This is a genomic window from Pseudomonas taiwanensis (genome assembly GCF_013393345.1).
GTDB classification, from domain to species: Bacteria; Pseudomonadota; Gammaproteobacteria; order Pseudomonadales; family Pseudomonadaceae; genus Metapseudomonas; species Metapseudomonas resinovorans_C.
Map to the genome: position 1 here is coordinate 12,970 of NZ_QJRF01000076.1, position 21,172 is coordinate 34,141.

The 21,172-nt window shown below is 62.8% G+C and carries 15 protein-coding genes; 11 read left to right on the plus strand and 4 right to left on the minus strand.

The genetic code is table 11. From position 1 onward, the window contains the following. Positions 1–94 precede the first annotated feature (94 nt). The 10 genes from DM872_RS27310 (at position 95) to DM872_RS27355 (ending at position 13,885) form a co-directional block, all read left to right on the plus strand. Positions 95–316: a hypothetical protein gene (locus DM872_RS27310; RefSeq protein ID WP_179062337.1), complete on the plus strand. Its 222-nt coding sequence runs from the start codon at positions 95–97 to the stop codon at positions 314–316. Positions 317–1,096: 780 nt separating this feature from the next. Then, entirely contained in the window at positions 1,097–1,663 is a 567-nt protein-coding gene (locus DM872_RS27315) for a hypothetical protein (RefSeq protein WP_179062338.1), read from the plus strand. A 75-nt stretch (positions 1,664–1,738) separates the two neighbouring features. Beyond that, positions 1,739–2,941, plus strand: coding sequence for a tyrosine-type recombinase/integrase (locus DM872_RS27320; RefSeq protein ID WP_179062339.1), 1,203 nt, complete (start codon positions 1,739–1,741; stop codon positions 2,939–2,941). A gap of 670 nt (positions 2,942–3,611) precedes the next feature. Continuing rightward, the gene (locus DM872_RS27325) at positions 3,612–5,042 is read left to right on the plus strand and encodes an IS1182 family transposase (protein WP_179062340.1); all 1,431 of its coding nucleotides are present in this window, start codon (positions 3,612–3,614) and stop codon (positions 5,040–5,042) included. A 662-nt stretch (positions 5,043–5,704) separates the two neighbouring features. Continuing rightward, positions 5,705–7,006, plus strand: coding sequence for an OmpP1/FadL family transporter (locus DM872_RS27330; RefSeq protein ID WP_179062341.1), 1,302 nt, complete (start codon positions 5,705–5,707; stop codon positions 7,004–7,006). Between the two features lie 69 nt (positions 7,007–7,075). Beyond that, entirely contained in the window at positions 7,076–7,747 is a 672-nt protein-coding gene (locus tag DM872_RS27335; protein ID WP_179062342.1) for a DUF3313 domain-containing protein, read from the plus strand. Positions 7,748–7,874: 127 nt separating this feature from the next. Further along, positions 7,875–9,896 (plus strand): alkyl/aryl-sulfatase, encoded by a 2,022-nt coding sequence (locus DM872_RS27340; RefSeq protein ID WP_179062343.1) that lies wholly within the window; start codon positions 7,875–7,877, stop codon positions 9,894–9,896. Between the two features lie 193 nt (positions 9,897–10,089). Further along, complete coding sequence (locus DM872_RS27345; RefSeq protein ID WP_179062344.1) at positions 10,090–11,085, plus strand: AraC family transcriptional regulator; 996 nt, start codon at positions 10,090–10,092, stop codon at positions 11,083–11,085. A 48-nt stretch (positions 11,086–11,133) separates the two neighbouring features. Beyond that, positions 11,134–12,357 (plus strand): OmpP1/FadL family transporter, encoded by a 1,224-nt coding sequence (locus DM872_RS27350; RefSeq protein WP_179062345.1) that lies wholly within the window; start codon positions 11,134–11,136, stop codon positions 12,355–12,357. A gap of 157 nt (positions 12,358–12,514) precedes the next feature. Then, the gene (locus tag DM872_RS27355) at positions 12,515–13,885 is read left to right on the plus strand and encodes a transposase (RefSeq protein WP_179062346.1); all 1,371 of its coding nucleotides are present in this window, start codon (positions 12,515–12,517) and stop codon (positions 13,883–13,885) included. Between the two features lie 356 nt (positions 13,886–14,241). On the opposite strand, the gene speA is transcribed toward DM872_RS27355, so the two are convergent. The 4 genes from speA to DM872_RS27375 all read right to left on the minus strand — a co-directional run bounded on the left by speA (position 14,242) and on the right by DM872_RS27375 (position 18,630). Beyond that, positions 14,242–16,155: an arginine decarboxylase gene (gene speA / locus DM872_RS27360; RefSeq protein ID WP_179062347.1), complete on the minus strand. Its 1,914-nt coding sequence runs from the start codon at positions 16,153–16,155 to the stop codon at positions 14,242–14,244. A 130-nt stretch (positions 16,156–16,285) separates the two neighbouring features. Continuing rightward, positions 16,286–16,657 carry a translation initiation factor Sui1 gene (locus DM872_RS27365; RefSeq protein ID WP_120654324.1) on the minus strand — a complete coding sequence of 124 codons (372 nt, stop codon included), beginning with the start codon at positions 16,655–16,657 and terminating at the stop codon, positions 16,286–16,288. Between the two features lie 378 nt (positions 16,658–17,035). Then, complete coding sequence (gene yfcD, locus DM872_RS27370) at positions 17,036–17,560, minus strand: NUDIX hydrolase YfcD (protein ID WP_179062348.1); 525 nt, start codon at positions 17,558–17,560, stop codon at positions 17,036–17,038. After that, on the minus strand, positions 17,560–18,630 hold the full coding sequence (locus DM872_RS27375) for a DUF2333 family protein (protein ID WP_077523668.1): 1,071 nt from the start codon (positions 18,628–18,630) through the stop codon (positions 17,560–17,562). Before DM872_RS27375 ends, yfcD begins: the two co-directional genes overlap by 1 nt. A 283-nt stretch (positions 18,631–18,913) precedes the next feature. Here DM872_RS27375 and DM872_RS27380 point away from each other — a divergent pair, with 283 nt between their 5' ends. Then, entirely contained in the window at positions 18,914–20,530 is a 1,617-nt protein-coding gene (locus DM872_RS27380) for a response regulator (protein ID WP_179062349.1), read from the plus strand. Positions 20,531–21,172: the final 642 nt, after the last annotated feature.

Sequence of the window (21,172 nt, forward strand, 5' to 3'; positions counted from 1 at the left end):
GTCCGGCTGTGCCTGACACTGGTTGGCCTCAGTGTTCGGCGTGGTCATCGTCGCACCTTCGCCGGCCTTCGACAAAGTCTCGGAGGCAATCTCGGTGAGTACCAAAAACGAACTACGTGACCAGCGCGGGCCTGTCGATGGCGGCCAGGACCCAGGCGGGAGGATCAACCGCTTCTCTGCACCGGGAGACAAGCAGGGCCATCCCACGGGCTTCATCCTGTGGCTCGACGACGGTGACCTGCTTATTACGTCGGCGCATCCGCACTCTACTTTCATCTTCCACGGTCAGGGCCGGCGCTGCTGGTTGGAGGGCTGATCAATGGCAGGAGGGATTGATTGGTTCCGGTGGCACCACGGTAGCGTCACTGACCCCAAGTTCCAGCTAGTAGCTCGCCGCTCCGGAACCTCACTCCCTGACGTGCTGGCGGTCTGGGCATATCTGTTGGAATCGGCCAGCACCTCCTCGGATCGGGGCTCATTCGGTGACATCGATTGCGAGGCCCTGGATTGCCTCTTCAACTTTCCTGCCGCCGAAACGCGCACCGCGAGGATTCTGACCGCCATGGAAGAGCGCGGTCTGGTTACAGGTGGTCGCATTGCAGCGTGGGAGAAACGCCAGCGTAAGCGAGAGCGCGAAGATGACAACAGCACCGAGCGCGTCAGGAACTATCGGGAAAGGCGGAGGGAGGAAGGCAGTGTGGATGCAACGCCGGGAAACGCCAAGCAACGCGATGAAACGTCAGGCAACACCCAGAGTAGAGAAGAGGAGAGAAGAAGAGAGGAGAGCAGAATCCCCCCAAACCCCCCAGGGGGTTCAATGCAATCGCTTCGCTCTTGCTCTTGATCGGCCAGGACGATTGAAAATCTCGCTTCGGGCTCTTGTGACCGGCGCGTGAGCGCGAAGCGCGACAGCCGGTTGCCAGGTTGTCCACGGGCGAAGCCGGTGGGCAACTGGCCTGGGGTGCACCTCGGTGGTGGGCTGGACCACGGTTCCGGCGCGGAGCGCCGGGGAGGCCTACGGCCTCCTGTGTTTCGCGGTTTCGCGAGCGAGCGGCTTTAGCTTGATCGGTGTGATAGATGACGCCCCGGAGGTTGTATGCATGAGCTGCACGAATGGGCCTGCACGGTGGTGGGCGATCTGCTGGACGGGTTCGACGGTGATCCTGCCGCGTCGATGTTGGGTCTCCTCGCGTTTGGATACGGCCAGCCGGTGCCGGTCTTGCTGGGCTCGCGCTGGTCCGAGTTTGATCTGCCTTCCTGCATCTGGAGGGTCCAGGGTCAAACCTTGCCGCTGACTGCGCCTTTCCTGGTGCTGCTGGAACGGTATCGACGGGTTTGTCCTGATCCGGTCGACCATATGTTTCCTGGGCAGGGCGGCGGCGTGCTGGGCAAGGTGCAGGCCAATGCGAGGGTACTGGAAGTACTGCGGGAGTTTTTCGACCTGGACGACCTGCGTGCAGTCGCGGTGAGACTGTGCCCCGATCTACGCGGCGCTGAATGGCGGGCGGAATGCCTGCGTCAGTACGCCGACCTGGGCGCTACCTGCGAGCAGGTTGGCGCTCTGGAGCAGGAGTTAGACCGGCGCCTGCGGTCATTGGTCGAGGGCTGGCATTTGGCCTTGTGCTTGGCGAAGGTGATGGAGGCGCGAGGCCTTCCGCGTTGATTCGGATGTGGCTGGATGGGAGGCACCGGGTTGGGTCGGGCTGGCGCCTAGATGCATCTCCCTTAGAGGTGAGCAATGACAACTGAGTATGTGAACTTCAGTGACGCGGCGATCAAGCGGGCGGCGAAAGACGAAGATGTGCGCGTGCTGCGCGATGAGCTGTATCCCGAGCTGCGGCTGCGTTTTCGTGACAGTCGACGGTTGGCCGCCTGGGACGTCCTGCAGGACGGCAAGTGGAAGAAGGCGGCGGACTGGCCGCGCTGGTCCTGCAGCGCGATGCAGGCGGCGTTGCCAGGGGTGCTGGCGAGTCGGGCAGCCGGCGCTCAGCCTGCAGGCCGCTTCGGGCAACTGGTTACGGTGAACGACCTGCTGCGCTGGTACCTGGACTGCCAGTTGGGCAAGTCCGCGCTGTCGAAGGCACGTAAGGCGAGTTGTCGGACGGTGATTCTGAAATGGCTTCTGCCGTACCTGGGTGGGGTGTGGGTGGAAGACCTGGACCGGGCGCTGGTGCACCGGGTGTTGATCCAGCCGATTCAGGGTGTACTGGCGCCGGCCACCGTGGCGAAGGTGTACCGGGTGCTGGTGGCGGCCATCCATGCGGCGCAGAAATTGCGGCGCCTGCCGCGCAATCCGCTGGAGGGGGTGAAGTTCCCGGAGTTCGGCGTCGGACCGATCAAGCCCAAGCCGGCGCGGCTGTTGCCCAAGGACGCCGGAGCGGTGGTGGAGCGGCTGGCGGAGCTGTTCTCGGATAAGCCACGCGATTGCATGTTGCCGCTGCTGATGCTGTGTACCGGCTCGCGGATCGGGGAGACGCGGCAAGCGCGCTGGGCAGAGTTCGATCTCGACGCCGGGTGGTGGGTGATTCCCTCTGAACACACCAAGACACGCACCCAGCTGGAGGTGCCGTTGACACCGGAGCTGGTCGAGCTGCTACACCGCTACCAGGCAACCCAGGTGCGGAAGCCGAGTGTCTTCCTGTTCCCCGGAGGGCAAGGGAAACCGCTGTCGGAGCAGGCGGCACAGGGGATCGTCCGTGAGCTGAGCGGCGGGGCATTCACTAGCCATGACCTGCGCAAGATGGCACGCGCGGGGTGGGCGCAGCTGGGGGTGGACTACCTGGTGGCCGAGCTGCTGCTGAATCACGCGATGCCGGGACTGACGTCCACCTATGTGCAGACGGACTTGTCCAGGCTGAAGCGGGAGGCGCTGGAACTCTGGCAGGGCGTTGGCAATGCCAGGGCGGCGGGTTTGCACCTGGCCGGGCGTTTCCGCCTGTAGGTTCAATTTCCAGATTGTTGATTGGGCGCCGCGTACCAGGGCTGGCGCGGCTTTCGGCTGTCGGCTGGTTTTCGAATGTCGGACAATACCGTCGTTTGCAAAAAACCGGTGTTTTCGGGGGCTTCAGTTGAAGTGTGGGGTGCAGGTGCTGGATGAGGCGGACCGGGCGGAGCGTGGGTGGGGCGTGGTTTTGGGGGCAGATGGGGATGAGCGGTAGGGGGTGTGTTGGGTCCATGCACGGAAATGTTGGTTTGGGCGGTACGACGCTTGGGGGCGGTCCTTTCCAGCCGGCGCGCCTCTCGCCCGAATGCCGACAATTGCCGGCGAACTGCTCCAGGTTCCGTTTCTGAAAAACTTCGTGCTCGCATTGCGCACGGAGAATCAATGACTTGCGAGCGAAACGGACAGGAAATAGCGGCCCGCCGGCCACGCCATTATGCCGGGTAGGTCGACTTGATTGAGCTGGTGGTCGAGATCCCGGTCGAGGCCATGGGCGAGCAGTTGGTCGAGTGCCTGCTCAATTCCTGGTCGAGTAGTGGGGGAGCGGTTCGTCGTGTGCAAGGTTGAAGCAGTCGAGTGTCACGAAGCGGCCGCTAACGGCCCAGACCGTGTAAAAACTTGGCTCGCGCCCTTGCTATGCTGCCGGCGGGTTTCACGGCGGGGGCAATCCATGAAGCGTTTCATCCAGGGCGAGTGTCGAGGCCAAAGCACGCTGTTGCCCGAGAGCCTGGATGACTACATCGCAGACACCAATCCGGTGCGGGTGGTCGATGTATTTGTCGATGAACTCGACCTCGGCCGACTCGGTTTTGACAGGGTCGTCCCCGCAGCAACCGGTCGGCCTGCCTACCATCCTGCCGTCCTGCTGAAGATCTACATCTACGGCTACCTCAACCGCATCCAGTCCAGCCGTCGCCTCGAGCGCGAGGCCCAACGCAATGTCGAGCTGATGTGGCTGACCGGACGCCTGATGCCGGACTTCAAGACTATCGCCAACTTCCGCAAGGACAACGGCAAAGCCATTCGCGGTGTCTGCCGGCAGTTCGTGGTGCTGTGCCAGCAACTCGGTCTGTTCGCCGAGGCGCTGGTGGCCATCGACGGCAGCAAGTTCAAGGCGGTCAACAATCGCGACCGCAACTTCACCAGTGCCAAGCTGCAACGGCGGATGGAGGAGATCGAGTCCAGCATCAGCCGCTACCTGACTGCGCTCGACACTGCTGACCGCCAGGAGCCGGCGGCGGCACAGGCCAAGGCCGAACGCCTGCACAGCAAGATCGCCGCCCTGAAAACCAAGATGCAGGAACTTCGGGATCTCGAGGGCCGGCTTGAGGCCGCGCCGGACAAACAGATCTCCCTGGCCGATCCCGACGCACGCTCGATGATGACGCGCGGCACCGGCCTGGTTGGTTACAACGTCCAGGCCGCTGTCGACACCAAACACCATCTGATCGTGACGCACGAAGTCACGAACGACGGCGTCGACCGGGATCAATTGAGTGCCATGGCCCAGCAAGCGCGGGACGCGATGGGCGTGGAGTCACTCTCGGTGGTCGCCGATCGGGGCTACTTCAAGAGCGAGGAAATCCTCGCCTGCCACGAGGCTGGCATCACCGCCTTTGTACCCAAGGCCAAGACCTCGGCCGCCGCCGCAGCGGGTCGCTTTGGTCGCGATGATTTCATCTACGACGCGGCCCACAACGAGTACCGCTGCCCAGCCGGAGAACGCCTGATCTGGCGTTATGCGACGGTTGAGAAAGGCCTGAAGCTGCACCGTTACTGGAGTTCGCATTGCCAAGGTTGTGCGTTGAAAGAGCAGTGCACACCGAGCGCACAGCGGCGGGTGAGCCGCTGGGAACATGAGGCGGTGCTCGACGCGATGCAGTCCCGCCTGGATCAGGCACCGGAGATGATGCGCATCCGCCGCCAGACGGTAGAGCACCCGTTCGGCACATTGAAGGCCTGGATGGGCGCCACTCATTTCCTCACCAAGACGCTCGACCGGGTGAGCACGGAAATGAGCCTGCATGTGCTCGCCTACAACTTCAAACGTGTGCTGAACCTGCTGGGCAATAGTGCGCTGATGGCGGCGATGAAGGCTTGAACCCCATTAGCGGCCCGCTGAGATCGTCGCAAGGCATCGCGGAAGCAGCACTTGCCCGAATCAGTTGAATGACTTGGATGGACACGCAGGCGCCCATAGGGCCTCTGGGCGCCGCTAAAACAATCCAATCTCCAGCTATCCATCACCCGCTGCATTTTTACACGGCCTGGGCCAGGAGCAGTCATTAGAAACGGCTACAAAAATGGGGAGAATTCCTGACTCTCCGAAGGTCTTCTTCATTTCGCTACCAGAGTAAGTTCATTCCCAGAATTCGAGATGTCTGCCTCTCGCCGGTGAGGTACAGGCAAATCAACTGATTGTCGCCAGCACCCGCTGGCCTATTCCCATTTCACGACATGCAATGATCGGCAGATGAGTACTAGTGAGCCGAAAACGCCGGAACTATCTGGTCTCTGGCACGAATAGTCGCATTCAGAGCGCATGTTCTTGTCGCACCAAGCGGTGTCGCGAAATGAGAACTGTGCGTCCATTTTCCAGCCCACGATTTGCGCATCGGTTTCATCTGACTAGGCTACTGCTTGTCATGGCAGGGATGGCCGCACCGCCGCACTGCAGTTGCTACCCACAAACTGCACGTAGACCCAAGTGGGCGACCATGTATCGGAAGTGCCGTGCTCGTCTTGTCTGGCAGGGGATGCTTCATGATGAACTTTGGCACTCGCACTTCGCGTCACGTCTGTGCTGCGGCACTCGCATCCGGTCTTGGCCTCCTCGGTAACCAGGCGCACGCCGGCGGCATCCTTATCTATGAGGCCGGCCAGGAAAGCGCCGGCCTGGCCAACGCGGGTTCCGCCGCGCTGGCCACCGACCCCAGCGTACTGATGAGCAACCCGGCCGGCATCGCCGAGCTGAAGGGCACCCAGATCAGCGCCAATGGCCAGTTGATCCTCGGCCACCTGCGTTTCTCCCGCGACGCCAACAATCAGTTCGACGGCAACGAAGGCGGCAACTCCCTAGAGTGGCTGCCCGGCGCCAGCCTGTTCGTCAGCCACCAGGTGGGCGAGGATTCGGCCATCGGCTTCGGCACGTATGGCAACTTCGGCTTGGCGCTGGATTACGACGACGACTGGGCCGGCCGCTACTTCAGCCAGGAGGCGGCGGTGATCGGCGTGTCCTTCCAGCCGACCGTCGCGCACCAGTTCACCGATCAGCTCTCGGTGGGCGTCGGCCCGCGCATCGTCTACGGCTACTACCGCACCGAGGTGGCCATCAACAACAACCTGCTCGGCCTGCGCGACAACCCGGATGGGCAGCTGGAGTACAAGGACACCGACGTCGGCACCGGGGTCAACCTCGGCCTGCTCTACAAGCTCGACGAGCGCACGAAGGTCGGCCTCGCCTACACCAGCAAGGTGAAGCTGGAGTTCGAGGACAGCCCCAACGTGCGCAAGGTCAGTAACCCCATCATCAATGCCGCCCTGCGCCGGCTGGATGTGGATTCTTTGGAACTGGACATGAACATCCCGCAGACCGTGCTGCTCAGTGTGGCCCACCAGCTCGATACGCAGTGGACGCTGCTCGGCAGCCTCGGCTGGCAGGATTGGAGCGAGTTCGGCGATATCGGCGTGGAAGTCGACGCCGACGCCGGCAATGTCGACCGCACGGTGGACCGCCAGTACAAGGACACCTGGCACGCCTCCGTCGGCGCGCAGTACCAGGCCACCCGGCAGCTGCGCTGGAGCATGGGCGTGGGCTACGACAGCTCCGCCGTGGACGACGAGGACCGCACCGTCGACAACCCCATGGGCGAGGCCTGGCGCTTCGCCACTGGGGTCAATTACCAGGTGGAGGAGGGGCTCGACCTGCACCTGGCCTACACCCTGGTCTGGCTGGGCGACATGGACGTGGACCAGACCAAGCGGCGTTCCGGCACCACCCTCTCCGGCAGCTACGACAACGCCGCCCTGCACATCATCGGCGGCGGCGCGACCTGGCGTTTCTGACCCGGAGTGCCGCGCGTGCGACAACGGACAACGACCCACACTGCAGGATCGACCACCAGGAGCTACACCATGACATTGAAGCCGTTAGCGGTAGTGCTGTGCCTCGCCACGCTGGGGATGGCGGGTTGTGCCAGCAAGTACGTGGAACCCGAGGAGTACTCAGGGTTCCTCAAGGACTACAAAGCCCTCCAGGAAGAGAAATCCCCTTCCGGCGCACCGGTGGCGCGCTGGATTAAGCCCGGGGTGGACGTTGGCCAGTTCACCAGTGTCTATGTCGAGCCGAGCCAGTTCTACCCACAACCCAAACCCACCGAGAAGATTCCCGCGAGCACCCTGCAAGGCATCACGACCTATTACGACCAGGTGCTGCAGACCCAGTTCGCCAAGGCGCTGCCGCTGGCCGACGGCCCCGGCCCCGGTGTGCTGGTGGTACGTCCAGCGATCACCGGGGTCAGCGCCTCGACCAAGGGGCTACAACCCTACGAGGTGATCCCGATCGCCCTAGTGGCGGCCGGCGTGAGCGCCGCCACCGGCATTCGTGACCAGGACACCAGCATCGCCACCGAGGCGGCCTTCCTCGATGGCGGCAGCAACGAGGTGGTGGCCCAGGTGGTACGCAAGGGCGCCGGTGCCGAGCTGGACAATTCCTCCCAGGTCATGACGGCGAGCGACACCAAGGCGGTGCTCGATGGCTGGGCACGGGACATGGTCACGTCGTTCCAGGGTTTAAAACGGCAATAGTCACGGCTTGGCGACAGGCTCCCGATAGGCGGGGTGTCGCCTGGTCCCATACATCAGGAATCGATACGAAAACATCGCTGGCAGTTGCCTCGAAAGGTACGGCGCATCAGGCAAGAAGGAGTTTGAAATGAAAGCGCACACTCGTTCCGCGTCCCAACCTGCCAGCCAGGCGGCCACCCGCCTCTGGAGCTTTAGCACCTCGTTCCTGCTGGCGGCGGCCATCTCGGCCACCAGCCAAGCCTGGGCCGCCGATACGCCCAAGGCCGCAACCGAGGCCACCAAGGCGGCCAACGCCGCCCTGCTCAAAGAACTGCCGTTCAACGACAAGACCTCCTTCGAGCTGGCCCACAAGGGCTTCATCGCCCCGCTGCCTGCCGAGCCGATCAAGGGCGCACAGGGCAACATGATCTGGGACCCGGCCAAGTACGCCTTCATCAAGGAAGGTGAGGCGGCGCCGGACACCACCAACCCCAGCCTCTGGCGGCAATCCCAGCTGATCAACATCTCCGGCCTGTTCGAAGTCACCGACGGCATCTACCAGGTGCGCAACTACGACCTGTCGAACGTAACCATCGTCGAAGGCAAGAACGGCATCACCATCATCGATCCGCTGATCTCTACCGAAACAGCCAAGGCGGCGTTGGATCTGTACTACCAACACCGGCCGAAGAAACCCGTGGAATCGGTGATTTACACTCATAGCCATATTGATCACTACGGCGGTGTGCGCGGCGTGGTCGACGAGAAGGACGTGAAGTCAGGCAAGGTGAAGATCTACGCACCGCTGGGCTTCCTGGAGCACGCGGTCGCCGAAAACGTGATGGCTGGTACGGCCATGAGCCGGCGCGCCAGTTACATGTATGGCAACCTGCTGCCGCCGAACCCGCAAGGCCAACTGGGCGCAGGCCTGGGCACCACCACCTCGACCGGCACCGTGACGCTGATCCCGCCCACCGACATCATCCAGAAGACCGGCGAGACCCACGTGATCGACGGCCTGACCTACGAGTTCCTCTACGCCCCTGGCAGTGAGGCGCCGGCCGAGATGCTCATCTACATCAAGGAGAAGAAGGCCCTGAACGCGGCCGAGGACTCCACCCATACCTTGCACAACACCTATTCGCTGCGCGGCGCCAAGATCCGCGAGCCGCTGCCCTGGTCGAAGTACCTCAACGAGTCGTTGAAGCTTTGGGGTGATGACGTCCAAGTCATGTACGCCCAGCACCACTGGCCGATCTGGGGAAACAAGGAAGTGCGTGAGCAGCTGTCTTCGCAGCGCGACATGTACCGCTACATCAACGACGAGACTCTGCGCCTGGCGAACAAGGGTTACACGATGACGGAGATCGGCGAGCAGGTGAAACTGCCGAAGGCAATCGCCAGCAAGTTCTCCAACCGCGGCTACTACGGCTCGCTAAATCACAACGTCAAGGCCACCTATGTGCTGCATCTCGGCTGGTACATTGGCAATCCGGCCACGCTGAACGAATGGCCACCGGAGGAACAGGCCAAACGTTACGTGGACATGATGGGCGGCGAAACGGAAGTGCTGAAGAAAGCCCAGGCCTACTACGACAAGGGTGACTACCGCTGGGTGGCCGAGGTGGTGAACCACGTGGTGTTCGCCAATCCCAACAATCAGGCGGCGAAGGACCTGCAGGCGGATGCGCTGGAGCAGCTGGGCTACCAGGCCGAGAGCGGCCCGTGGCGCAACTTCTACCTCACCGGCGCCCAGGAACTGCGCAACGGCGTGGCCAAGCTGCCCACCCCCAACACTGCCAGCCCGGATACCGTGCGGGCGATGGACCTGGACCTGTTCTTCGACTATCTGGCCATGCGTCTGGACGGGCCGAAAGCCGAAGACAAGAAGATCACCTTGAACTTCGACTTCACCGACCTCAAGCAGAAGTACGCCCTGGAAATGGTCAACGGTGTGCTCAACCACACCGCAGACATGCAAGCCAAGGACGCCGACGCCACCGTGACCCTGACCCGCGACACCCTGAACAGGATCGTGCTGCAGGAAACCACCCTGAAGGACGCGATTGCCAAGGGGGACATCAAGGTGACGGGTAGCGAAGGCAAGCTGGAGGAACTGGTGTCGTACCTCGACAACTTCGACTTCTGGTTCAACATCGTCACTCCCTGATGCTCCAACTGATGCTTCTAGGCATCGAGGCAAGCCATTGGCCGATGGCTTGCCTTTTTTTGCCGAGAGCCGGCAAGTGGGGCCGAGCACTGAGCTCTTCCACTAGCCCGTCTACCTACCGTTTGGCGCCTAAGCGGCGACCTGGCTGTAACCGCGCCTCGCGCTGGATGCCTCAAGCAAGAAGGTACGGATCATGGACACTATTCGCGGTACCGCGTTTCTGCAGTTTGGCGAACTGCTTTCCGAACACGGTGCATCTCTTCGGGAACATCTCGCTCCGCATCGTATCGGCATGGACGTCGTAGGCGATTATGAGAAGAAGTTTTCCTACAGAAGTCTTGTGCAAATTTTTGAAGGCAGCGCGCACGCTCTAGAAATGCCCTACCTCGGCATGGAACTGGCTACCCGTCAGAAGTCGACGCTGCTCGGTCCACTCCAACACCTAGGGCAGACAGCACCGACCGCCGGCGAGGGATTAGCAGCCGTTGTACGCTACATGTGCGTGTACAGCCCTTCGATCCTATTTCATCTGGAACGTCGCCCCGGCTGTACCTTGTTGTGCTTCGACAATGCTTTGCCGTGCATCCTAGAGATTCCTCAGATAGTCGAAAAGTCGCTGCTGCACGGCAAGCTGTTGATGGCCGAGCTGCTAGGCGACTCATTCCGACCATCGACCGTACTGCTGCGCCACCAACCTCAGGCGGATCTCGCGGAGTACCAGCGTTACTTTGGTTGTCAGGTACTGTTCGGCCAGGATCAGAACGCGCTCGCGATTAGCCTGAAGGACATGCAGCGGCCCTGCGTTCGGCACGACCCGATGCTGCACTCCATCGTGAAGTTCTACCTGGAAGCCCATTCGGACACAAATGAGAAGTTGGGCTTCGAGGTAGAGCGTCATATCTATGCGTTGTTACCCAAGCAACGCTGCAATTTGGAGCAGATTGCCCAGCTCCTCGACCTGCACCCCAGGGCATTGCAGCGGCGCCTGGCCAATGACGGTATCGATTTCGAAGCGCGCGTCGATGAGATCCGCCGGCACCAAGCCGAACAACTGCTAGGACAGTCAGATTTGACGATTGGACAGATTGCCCAGGAACTCGGTTACCGGCGGACATCGTCCTTCTGCCGCGCACACCAGCGCTGGTTCGGCATTTCTCCTAATGAGCATCGACATTTATTGAGAACCTGAGCGGGTACATCGGTGCCTGCCGATTGCTTCGTGATCAAAGGGGGTTCCATGCGAGTGACATCGCTACGGGTGTTATCCGGCGTCTTGGCGTGCCTGGGCACATCACCGGTACTGGCCGGCTCTGCGGGTTTTGCCGGTATCGCAGCCAGTGCCGACAGCGCGGAAACCGCCAGCGACAACCCGGCCGGCATGTCCCGGCTGGATAAGCCCACCGCGACGATCAGCCTGATGCAGGCGACCGGCTTCGGCACGTTCGAAGTGGACGACGGGCAGACCACCACCAGCGGCGGCGACCCCGACAACGATCTCAACCCCGTCATGGTGCCCCAGGCCTACTACGTCAGGCCGATCAACGACTCCCTGCATGCCGGGATCTCACTCACCATTCCTTCCGGCTTCGGCTCGGAGTACGGCTCCGACTGGGCCGGCCGCTACTACACCGACAGCTACTCGCTGGTCTACGTCGCCGTGACGCCGGCACTGTCGTGGCGAATCAACGAGCAGTGGTCGATCGGTGCGTCGGTGGGCATCAACTACATCTCTTCACAGTCGGAAGTCGCCATCAACACGCTCGTGCCGGGCGCGGCCGATGGGAAGCTCGAGGCCGACCTCGACGGCGTCGGCACCAACTTCAGCCTCTCGCTGCTGTGGGAAATGACCGAGAAGACCCGCTTCGGCCTGGTCTACACAAGCGAGTCCAAGACCGATATCGATGGCGACCTCAAGTTCCGCAATACCGGACCGGTGATTGGCGGTTTGCTCGAACGGGGCATCCTGAGCGACGAGATCGAAGTCGAACAGGTCATGCCACAACGCATCATCGGCGGCGTTTACCACGAACTGGATTCAGGCGCCTTCATCGTCGCGGATATCGCCTGGGTCGAGTTCTCCCGCTTCGGCGCCAACTCGATCTCGATGGACGGCGAAACGATCGACGTGGAGGACAGCGGTTTCAACAACTTCTGGGCCGGCACCCTGGGTTACGGCTTCCCCGCCAACGGCGGACTTCGCTATACGCTCGACACCTTCTACGTCCAGGCACCGGTCGACGACAGCAAGCGGACGCTGGCCATGCCGTTGGATCGCATGTGGGGTGTGGGCGCCGGGGTGCAGGTCGATCACGGCAATGGCAAGGCCATCGAGTTCAACCTCCACCTGGTGGACTTCGGCAAATCGCCCGTGGATACCGGACCTTCCGCCGTGCGCGGACGCGTGGTGGGCGAAACCGAGCATCCCTACGCCGTGATCATTTCCGGGGCGTACCACTTTTAATTCCTCGGGTGCGGAAAGAATTGCCCTGAATGTGTATCCCTGTCGGGGCCAAACGAGAGATAGGAATGTCTTCTATTGGCCGATTCTGTTGAAAAAGTAGCTGCCGCCCCCTGCCGCCGGCAAAATCACGCGCTCAGTGAGCGTGGGGGCAGGCAGCATGATGGGGCAGTTACCGGGAGGACAGCAGCGCCTGTTCTACTCGTTCAATCTGGAAGATCACGTCCCAGCCCAACACCTCCTGCGCAGCATCGATCAGTGCCTGGATCTCAGCGACCTGCGTGCCCACCTGGCCGACTTCTACAGCCCCATCGGGCGACCCTCGATTGATCCGGAGTTGATGGTGCGCATGCTGGTGGTCGGCTACTGCTACGGCATCCGTTCCGAGCGGCGGTTGTGTGAAGAGGTGCACCTGAACCTGGCCTATCGTTGGTTCTGCCGGCTGGGCCTGGAAGACGAAGTGCCCAATCACTCGACTTTCTCGAAGAATCGCCACGGCCGCTTTCGTGACAGCGGGCTGTTCCGCTGGTTGTTCAATGAGGTGCTGCGGCGCTGCATGGCCGCTGGGCTGGTCAAGGCCGAAGGCTTCGCCGTCGACGCCAGCATCATCAAGGCGGATGCCAGCCGGCAACGTGGGGTGGCGGGCGATGAAGTCGACTGGCGCGATCCGGCGCTCAGCAGCCGCGCCGTGCGCGAGTACCTCGAAGCCCTTGATGAAGAGGCGCTGGCCGAAGCCCTGCCCAAGAAAATTTCACTCACCGATCCGCAGGCGCGGTGGACCGCCGCGCCCGGTGGTCCGGCCTTCTTTGCCTACGCTACCAACTACCTGATCGATACCGCGCACGGCGTGATCCTGGATGTGGAAGCCACCCCGGCGCATCGGACTGCCGAAGTCGAGTCGACCAAAACGATGGTCGAGCGCGTCGAAGCGCAGTTCGACCTCACACCGGAACGCCTGATCGGCGATACCGCCTATGGCACGGCCCCGATGCTGGCCTGGATGGTCGAGGAGAAGGACATCGAGCCGCATGTGCCGGTGTGGGACAAGACCGAGCGCAAGGACGACAGTCTCTCCAGCAACGACTTTCACTGGAACCCGGAGGCCAAGGAATACCGCTGCCCAGCCGGCAAACCGCTACGCAGTGAATGGCGCGCCTTCACCCAACAGAGAACGCGGGTGACCAAGGCCAATACCATCATCTACCGCTCCAGCCAAGCCGACTGCGCCACCTGCCCGCTGAAAGCCAAGTGCTGTCCCAATACGCCGAATCGGAAGATCGTCCGCAGTATCCATGAGGCTGCTCGCGACGTAGCGCGACGCATCGCCAAGACACCGGAGTACCTCGTCTCTCGCTGCGAGCGCAAGAAGGTGGAGATGCTGTTCGCCCACCTCAAACGGATCATGAAACTCGACCGTTTACGACTGCGTGGCCTGACCGGCGCCACCGACGAATTCACCTTGGCCGCGACGGTGCAAAACCTGCGACGCATGGCCAAGCTCATGCCTCACGGGCCGCCGATCACGGGATAGGTACGCCTGCTGCGAGCAGAAAACCTCGAATTAACCCGCAAACCTGAGCAAGGACGCTCAGTGAAACGCCGAAAGGCAACTTGAAGTGGCGTGCAGCCACTTCGAAAGCTGGCGCACCTGGCCGACTGGCTGCCGCAGAACCGCCTTTTTCAACACAATCGGCCGTTCACTGCCGATTACGAATGAAGCGTCGGTGGTCAGGTGGAATGCAAATTCTGCGTGGAGAACTAACGCGTCAGGAGTATGTGGGGCTGAGTGTGGGGTTGGCTTGGTAACTATTTTAAAGGCTTAGTCCTGCGCAGTCTGCATGAACAAAAAGCCCGGCACTTGGCCGGGCTTTTTCATTCGTATCCCTATCAGGACGACAGGTAGGACGAGCGGGTCAGCCCCAGGCGCAGGGCGTCGACGTACTGGGTGCGCTCGCGCGGGCTCAGCTTGGCGCTGGAGACCTTGTCGCGATACAGCGCCATCAGCTCATCGGGAGACAGGTGCACGTAGCGCAGCATGTCTTCGATGGTGTCGTGGGTTTCGATACCGGCGTGGTAAACGCTGCCGTCGTCATGCTGGTAGACGTTCACCGAGTCGGTGTCGCCGAACAGGTTGTGCATGTCACCGAGGATTTCCTGGTAGGCGCCCACCAGGAACACGCCCAGCAGGTAGTCCTCGCCTTCGCGCACTTCGTGCACCGGCATGCTGGTCTCGATGCTCTGCTCGTCGACGTACTGGTTGATCTTGCCGTCGGAGTCGCAGGTCAGGTCCTGCAGCACGGCGCGACGCAGGGGCTCTTCGTCGAGGCGGTGCAGCGGGATGATCGGCAGCACCTGGCCGATGGCCCAGGTGTCCGGCAGGCTCTGGAATACCGAGAAGTTGCAGATGTACTTCTCCGCGAGCTTGTCGTTCAGCTCATCCAGCACCTGACGGTGGGAACGCTGGCGCGCCTTGAGCTGGTTGTGCAGGCGGCGGCAGATGGCGAAGTAGGTCTGCTCGGCCAGGGCCTTCTCGGCGAGCGTGAGCTTGCCCTCGGCATACTGAGTAGCGGCGTCTCCCATGTAGTGGGTGGCGCGCCAGTAGGTCTCGGTGACCATCTCGGCATCGGTGGGGCCCAGCAGCTCGGCCAGCCAGCGAACGATTTCCGGCTGCTCTTCCAGATTGGCGAACTTCGGCACTTCGTCGTTGTGACGCTCGACGTCGGTCACCTGCATCACCAGCACGGCGTGGTGCGCGGTCATGGCGCGGCCGCTCTCGGAGAAGATGTGCGGGTGCGGCAGGCCCTGCGCGTCGCAGAACTCCTTGAGCATGCCCACCACCACGCCGGCGTAGTCGTCCATGTCGTAGTTGATGGAGCTGGCGTTGCGCGAGTGGGTGCCGTCGTAGTCGACGCCCAGGCCGCCGCCGACGTCAATGTGGTCGACCGGCAGGCCGAGGTTGCGCAGCTCGGCGTAGTAGCGGATGGCTTCCTTGAAACCGTGCTGGTAGTCGGCCAGGTTGGCGATCTGCGAGCCCATGTGGAAGTGCAGCAGGCGCACGCCCTGGTCGAGGCCAGCCTTGCGGAAGCGCTCCACCACCGAGAGGATCTGCGCGGCGGAGAGACCGAACTTGGATTTCTCGCCACCGGTGTCAGCCCACTTGGACGAGGCCAGGGACGACAGGCGCACGCGCAGGCCGACTTGCGGCGCGACCTTGAGTTCGGCGGCGACGTCGATGACGTATTCCACCTCGGCTTCTTTCTCGATGACGATGAAAACGTTATGGCCAAGCTTCTGGCCCATCAGCGCCAGGCGGATGAACTCGCGGTCCTTGTAGCCGTTGCAGACGATGGTGCCGCCCTTCGGCGCCAGCGCCAGTACGGCCAGCAGCTCGGGCTTGGAACCGGCTTCCAGGCCGATGGAGACGTTCTGGGTGGCGATGATGTTTTCCACCACCGCTTCCTGCTGGTTGACCTTGATCGGGTACAGCGCGGTGTACTTGCTCTGGTATTCCAGGCGCTCGATGTTGGCGTCGAAGGCACCGGTCAGCTGGCGCACGCGGTCCTGCAGGATGTCGGGGAAGCGCACCAGCAGCGGCAGGGACAGGCCCGCTTCGCGCAGGTCGCCGACGATGTCGAAGAAGTCCACCGGCTCGCTGCCGGCACCACGGGGGCGCACTTCGACGCGGCCCGCTTCGTTGATTGCGAAATAGCCGGCCCCCCAATGGCGAATACCATAGACACTGCGGCTGTCGGCCACGGTCCAACTGGTGCCATCGTCCTTGCGCGTGCGTCGTGCAGACATCGGTTTCCCCCTATGGGATAGAAAAGCGCCATGCCCGCCGGATCATGCCGGGGGCCTGGACAGGTTAATTCGGTCGTATGACGTTGGAGTGTTGACCGCCGCTCTGACGGTCAGTTTAGAAAGCCGTGGCTCAGCCGCCGGATTTCTTGGCCTTGAAGCCGCGCTTGGCGAGTTCTTCAAGCAACAGGTCCACGTGGTCGCCCTGGATCTCGATCACGCCGTCCTTCAAGGCTCCACCCGTCCCGCAACGACGCTTGAGCGCCGTGGCCAGTTCCTTCAGGGCATCTTCGGCCAGCGGCACACCGCTGACGGAGGTGACGGTCTTGCCACCACGGCCCTTGGTTTCACGGCGCACGCGGGCAATGCCATCGCCAGCAGGCACGACGGCTTGCTTGCAGATGCACGCATCGATGGGTTGGCGGCAATCCGGGCAATGCCGGCCGCTGTCGGTGGAGTACACCAAGCCGCCCAGGGCGGCAAAGGACGAAGCTTTCTTGACCACCGGCTTTCCTCGTAGGGGTCAGGATAGCGACTGGTCGGCGGGGAGCCGACCGCGAAGCCCCACTCTGGCAGGGGCAGCGCAACCCGGTGTGTGGCCGGGCTTGAAAGGCGGCGAAATTTATCAGCATTCGCGGCGAATGCTAAGTACGAAAATGCGCCATTGATCGACAGATTGGCGACCTCGTGCAGCATCCCGCACGAAAAGGTCCGGAATATTGCACAAACCCGCGCTGGGCGCGGGTTTGGAGGGGGTAAAAGGCGCATTTCATTGTGGGGGCGATTTCAATCGCTGAGGGTTGCGCAGCGACCCCAATGGCTGGTGAGGGCAACCCTGCGGGCTGCTTAGCGAATGAATTCGCCCCCACATCGTTCCCACAACCTAAAGCGTGGCGAGGTACAGCTTCAGCGCCTTGAGCGAATCCGGACAGCACGGACTCTGGGCCAACGCCTCGTCCACGCTCATGAAGCGCGCTTCCATCACCTCTTCCGGCTGCAGCTTCAGGGGTGCATCGGAGACGGCGGAAAACACCGCGCCCCAGAGGCGATTGCCCGGTTCGTCGAAATAGAAGCGCCCATGCTCACGCAGCGGCACGCCGCCAACACCGAGTTCCTCTTCCAGCTCGCGGGCGGCGGATTCGGCGTAGTCCTCGCCTTCCTGCACCATGCCGCCGGCAGCCACGTCCCAGTAGCCGGGATACAGCGCCTTGCTCAGGGTGCGGCGATGCACGCAGAGCTGGCCGGCGGAGTTGAACAGGAGAATGAAGGTGCCGCGGGAGATCAGCCCGCGCTCGCGCAATTCGGCGCGGGGCAGGCCGCCGAGGGGGCGGTCCTGCTCATCGACCCAGGCCACCCGCTCGGCGTCGGAGGCGGCGCGGTGGGCCGCCTCGCGATCGTCGATTGCCATCAGCCCTGCTCCAGCAACTGGCGCAGGTCGATCACGGCGGCGTTGGCGCGGGAGATGTAGTTGGCCATCACCAGCGAGTGGTTGGCCAGCACACCGTAGCCGCTGCCGTTCAGCACCATCGGGCTCCACAGCGGCTCCTGGGCGGCCTCCAGTTCACGAATGATCTGGCGCACGCTGATGGTGGCGTTCTTCTTCGCCAGCACGTCGGCGAAGTCGACTTCGATGGCGCGCAGGATGTGGGACAGCGCCCAAGCCTGGCCACGAGCTTCATAGAAGACGTTGTCGATCTGCAGCCAGGGCGTCTCGACGATCTCCTCGCTCACTTCCGGCACCTTGCCGGTGGCAGCGGCGGCTTCGGGGCTGATGTCGGTGTTCAGGCGCACTCGACCCACGCTGGCCGACAGGCGCTGGGACAGAGAACCGAGACGGGTAGCGACGTCACCCAGCCAGTTGTTCAGGTTATCCGCGCGGCTATAGAACTGCGCGCTGGGCTGATTCGGATTGGCCAGGCGGGCCAGGTAACGATCCAGCGAGCGGATGCCTTCCTTGTACTCGGACTCGGAGGCTGGCAGCGCCCAGCTCTTGTTGTCGAAGTTGAAGCGCGGCTCGGCCTTGGCCAGGTCCGGGTCTTCGGTGGACTGCGACTGGGAACGGGCGAAGTCCTTGCGCAGGGCACGGGACAGGTCGCGCACCTGGACCAGCACGCCATATTCCCAGCTGGGCATGTTGTCCAGCCAGAGGCCGGGTGGAGCGAGGTCGTTGGAGAGGTAACCGCCGCTCTTGTCGAGCAGGGTCTGTCCCACGGTCTTCAGGGTTTCCACGGTGGTGTAGCCGCTGACCATCTGCCGGCCCGCGCGCTCGGCGGCCGCCTGGGCGTTCTGCTGTACGGGGAAGAGATCGGGCTCGCGGCTCCAGTACCAGCCCACAATCACGCTACCGATCAGGTAGATCGCCAGCAGGCTGCCGAGGGCACGACTCAGCCAGATGCCACCGAGGTAGCTGCGTACATCGTCAACCGAATCATCGACGCGCTCGCGCGCATCCCCCATACGCTTCTTCCAGTCCAGCATGGCAGTGTCCTTCGAATTTCGATCAGCACGGAAAGGTTCGACCACGATCCGCAGACAGCGTTGCGGCCGAATCCAGCAACTATAAGGGATGAGCACGCCCGGCGCAGTGTCCGCGCACCAAACCAACCTCCGGTGCGTTCAGCGCTTTCGGGGCCTTGGCTGCGGACTAAGGATATTTATCTGACATATCCCGCAGAATCGGGACAGATGGCACTGGCGTACCGCTCGCGAGGTGATAGCATGGCGCCATCACTCAGATCGTCTCCAGGCGACCTCCCCGGCCATGACCGAGCACGAAGATCCCAACCGCGACCGGCTCAAGAATCACTTCGCCCAGCGGGTAATCAACCAGGCGCGGCACGTTCTGGAGATCTGGCAGCGCCTGCAACGCAGCGAATGGAGCTCGGCCTGCATGACCGAGCTGGCCGAGGCCAGCCTCTACCTGCAACGCTACGCCGAACGCTTCGATCAACCGGAACACACGCGCCTGGCGGTGGCCATCGGCAACTGCCTGCGTGGCGTAGAAGAGAACCGCGGACGGCTCTCCAGCGATCTGATCACCGAACTCAGCCTGTTGATGCAGCGCCTGTCGCGCACCGGGCTGCGGCATGGCGATCAGTTCGAGCAGACCTTCCTGCCGCCCCTGCGCAAGCCGGTGTACCTGGCGCTGCAGAGCAAGGACCGCGCCGAGCGCCTGACCCAGCAACTGGAATTCTTCGGCCTCAACGCCCAGCTCTGCGAGAGCGCCAACGCCTTCCGCTCGGCCATGGCGGAACGGCATCCGGCAGCGATCGTGCTGGAAGTGGACTTCGCCGGTCCGGGCAAAGGCCTGGAGCTGGCACGCGAAGCCCAGCAAGGCCTGGAGCAGAAACTGCCGATCATCTTCTTCAGCCACGAAGAGGCCGATGCCCCGACACGCCTGGCGGCAGTACGCGCTGGCGGCCAGGAGTTCTTCACCGGCGCCCTGGATGCCTCCAGCCTGCTGGAAAAACTGGAAGCCCTGACCCGCACCGCGCACTACGACCCCTTCAAGGTGCTGGTGGTGGACGACTCCCGCGCCCAGGCCACCCACACCGAGCTGATCCTCAACTCCGCCGGCATCGTCACCCGCGTCATCACCGAACCGGTGAAGACCCTGCTGGCCCTGGCCGAATTCCAGCCGGACCTGATCATCCTCGACATGTACATGCCGGAGTGCCTAGGCACTGAGCTGGCCAAGGTGATCCGCCAGCACGAGCGCTATGTGAGCGTGCCGATCATTTACCTGTCAGCCGAAGATGACCTCAATAAACAGCTGGATGCGATGAGCGAAGGCGGCGACGACTTCCTCACCAAGCCGATCAAGCCGCGCCACCTGATCGCGACGGTGCGCACCCGCGCCAAGCGCGCGCGCAGCCTGAAGGCACGCATGGTGCGCGACAGCCTCACCGGGCTGTTCAATCACACCCACACGCTGCAACTGCTGGAGGACGCCAGCTCCCGCGCGCGCCGGGAAGGCAAGCCGCTGTGCTTCGCCATGCTCGATATCGACCACTTCAAGAAGGTCAACGACACCTACGGCCATCCCATGGGCGACCGGGTGATCAAGAGCCTTGCCCTGTTCCTCAAACAGCGCCTGCGCAAGACCGACCATATCGGTCGCTACGGCGGCGAGGAATTCGCCGTGGTGCTGCCCGATACCGACCTCGAAGCGGCCCATCGCGTGCTGGAGGAGATCCGCCGGCGCTTCGCGGAGATCCGCTACCCGGCGCAACCTCACGACCTGTCTTGCACCTTCAGCTGCGGCATCGCCCAGTTGCATGACGATCTCGACATCAATCAGCTTTCCAAGCAGGCGGACGAAGCGCTCTATTGCGCCAAACACGCGGGCCGTAACCGGGTGGAGCTGTACCGCGACTGATCCCCGCCGTCACGGGACTGTCACCAAACGGCAATATCATCTGGCCATCCCCTCAGTTGTCTGTCGAGGACGCGATGCGCCTGAAACTGCTCACCAACCTGATTACCCTGCTGCTGGTCACCGTCTGCCTGGCATTGGGCGCCACGCTGTGGTGGTCGCAGCGGGCGCTGGAACGGCCCTATCAACTCATGGAGCAGTACCTGGACCTCGCCCAGCGCTTCCAGGGGGAAGTGGAGGACAACGTCCAGGCCTACCTGAACAGCGGCGATGCGCTGCGCCACAGCGCCGCCACCCAAGGCATCGACAGCCTGGAACAGCGCCTTGCGCAACTCCCGGGTGAACTGACACAGGACCTGCTGCCCAGCTTCAATGAGCTGCGCGAATTCACCCGCGATGAACTGCTCGCCGCCGGCAAGCTGGCGGGCGATCCACAGGGCTTGCTGATCCAGGCTGAACGGGAAATCGCCGGCTCCCTCGACCAGCTCGCGCAGTACGCCGACTCTGCCAATACGCCGGCTGCGAGCGATTACCGCGCGCCCTTGTTCGCCGCCGCCCAGCACCTCAACCGCCTGAGCCAGGCCCGCGCCAAGCTGGTGGCCAGCGGTCGCGACGAGTTGGCCGCCGACGTCGAGCGCGAACTCG

Bases quoted from the DNA above. Each gene is read 5' to 3' on its own strand.
- DM872_RS27315 (WP_179062338.1), top strand. From the start codon at position 1,097: ATGCATGAGCTGCACGAATGGGCCTGCACGGTGGTGGGCGATCTGCTG.
- DM872_RS27320 (WP_179062339.1), top strand. From the start codon at position 1,739: ATGACAACTGAGTATGTGAACTTCAGTGACGCGGCGATCAAGCGGGCG.
- DM872_RS27325 (WP_179062340.1), top strand. From the start codon at position 3,612: ATGAAGCGTTTCATCCAGGGCGAGTGTCGAGGCCAAAGCACGCTGTTG.
- DM872_RS27330 (WP_179062341.1), top strand. From the start codon at position 5,705: ATGATGAACTTTGGCACTCGCACTTCGCGTCACGTCTGTGCTGCGGCA.
- DM872_RS27335 (WP_179062342.1), top strand. From the start codon at position 7,076: ATGACATTGAAGCCGTTAGCGGTAGTGCTGTGCCTCGCCACGCTGGGG.
- DM872_RS27340 (WP_179062343.1), top strand. From the start codon at position 7,875: ATGAAAGCGCACACTCGTTCCGCGTCCCAACCTGCCAGCCAGGCGGCC.
- DM872_RS27345 (WP_179062344.1), top strand. From the start codon at position 10,090: ATGGACACTATTCGCGGTACCGCGTTTCTGCAGTTTGGCGAACTGCTT.
- DM872_RS27350 (WP_179062345.1), top strand. From the start codon at position 11,134: ATGCGAGTGACATCGCTACGGGTGTTATCCGGCGTCTTGGCGTGCCTG.
- DM872_RS27355 (WP_179062346.1), top strand. From the start codon at position 12,515: ATGATGGGGCAGTTACCGGGAGGACAGCAGCGCCTGTTCTACTCGTTC.
- speA (WP_179062347.1), bottom strand. From the start codon at position 16,155: ATGTCTGCACGACGCACGCGCAAGGACGATGGCACCAGTTGGACCGTG.
- yfcD (WP_179062348.1), bottom strand. From the start codon at position 17,560: ATGGCAATCGACGATCGCGAGGCGGCCCACCGCGCCGCCTCCGACGCC.
- DM872_RS27375 (WP_077523668.1), bottom strand. From the start codon at position 18,630: ATGCTGGACTGGAAGAAGCGTATGGGGGATGCGCGCGAGCGCGTCGAT.
- DM872_RS27380 (WP_179062349.1), top strand. From the start codon at position 18,914: ATGACCGAGCACGAAGATCCCAACCGCGACCGGCTCAAGAATCACTTC.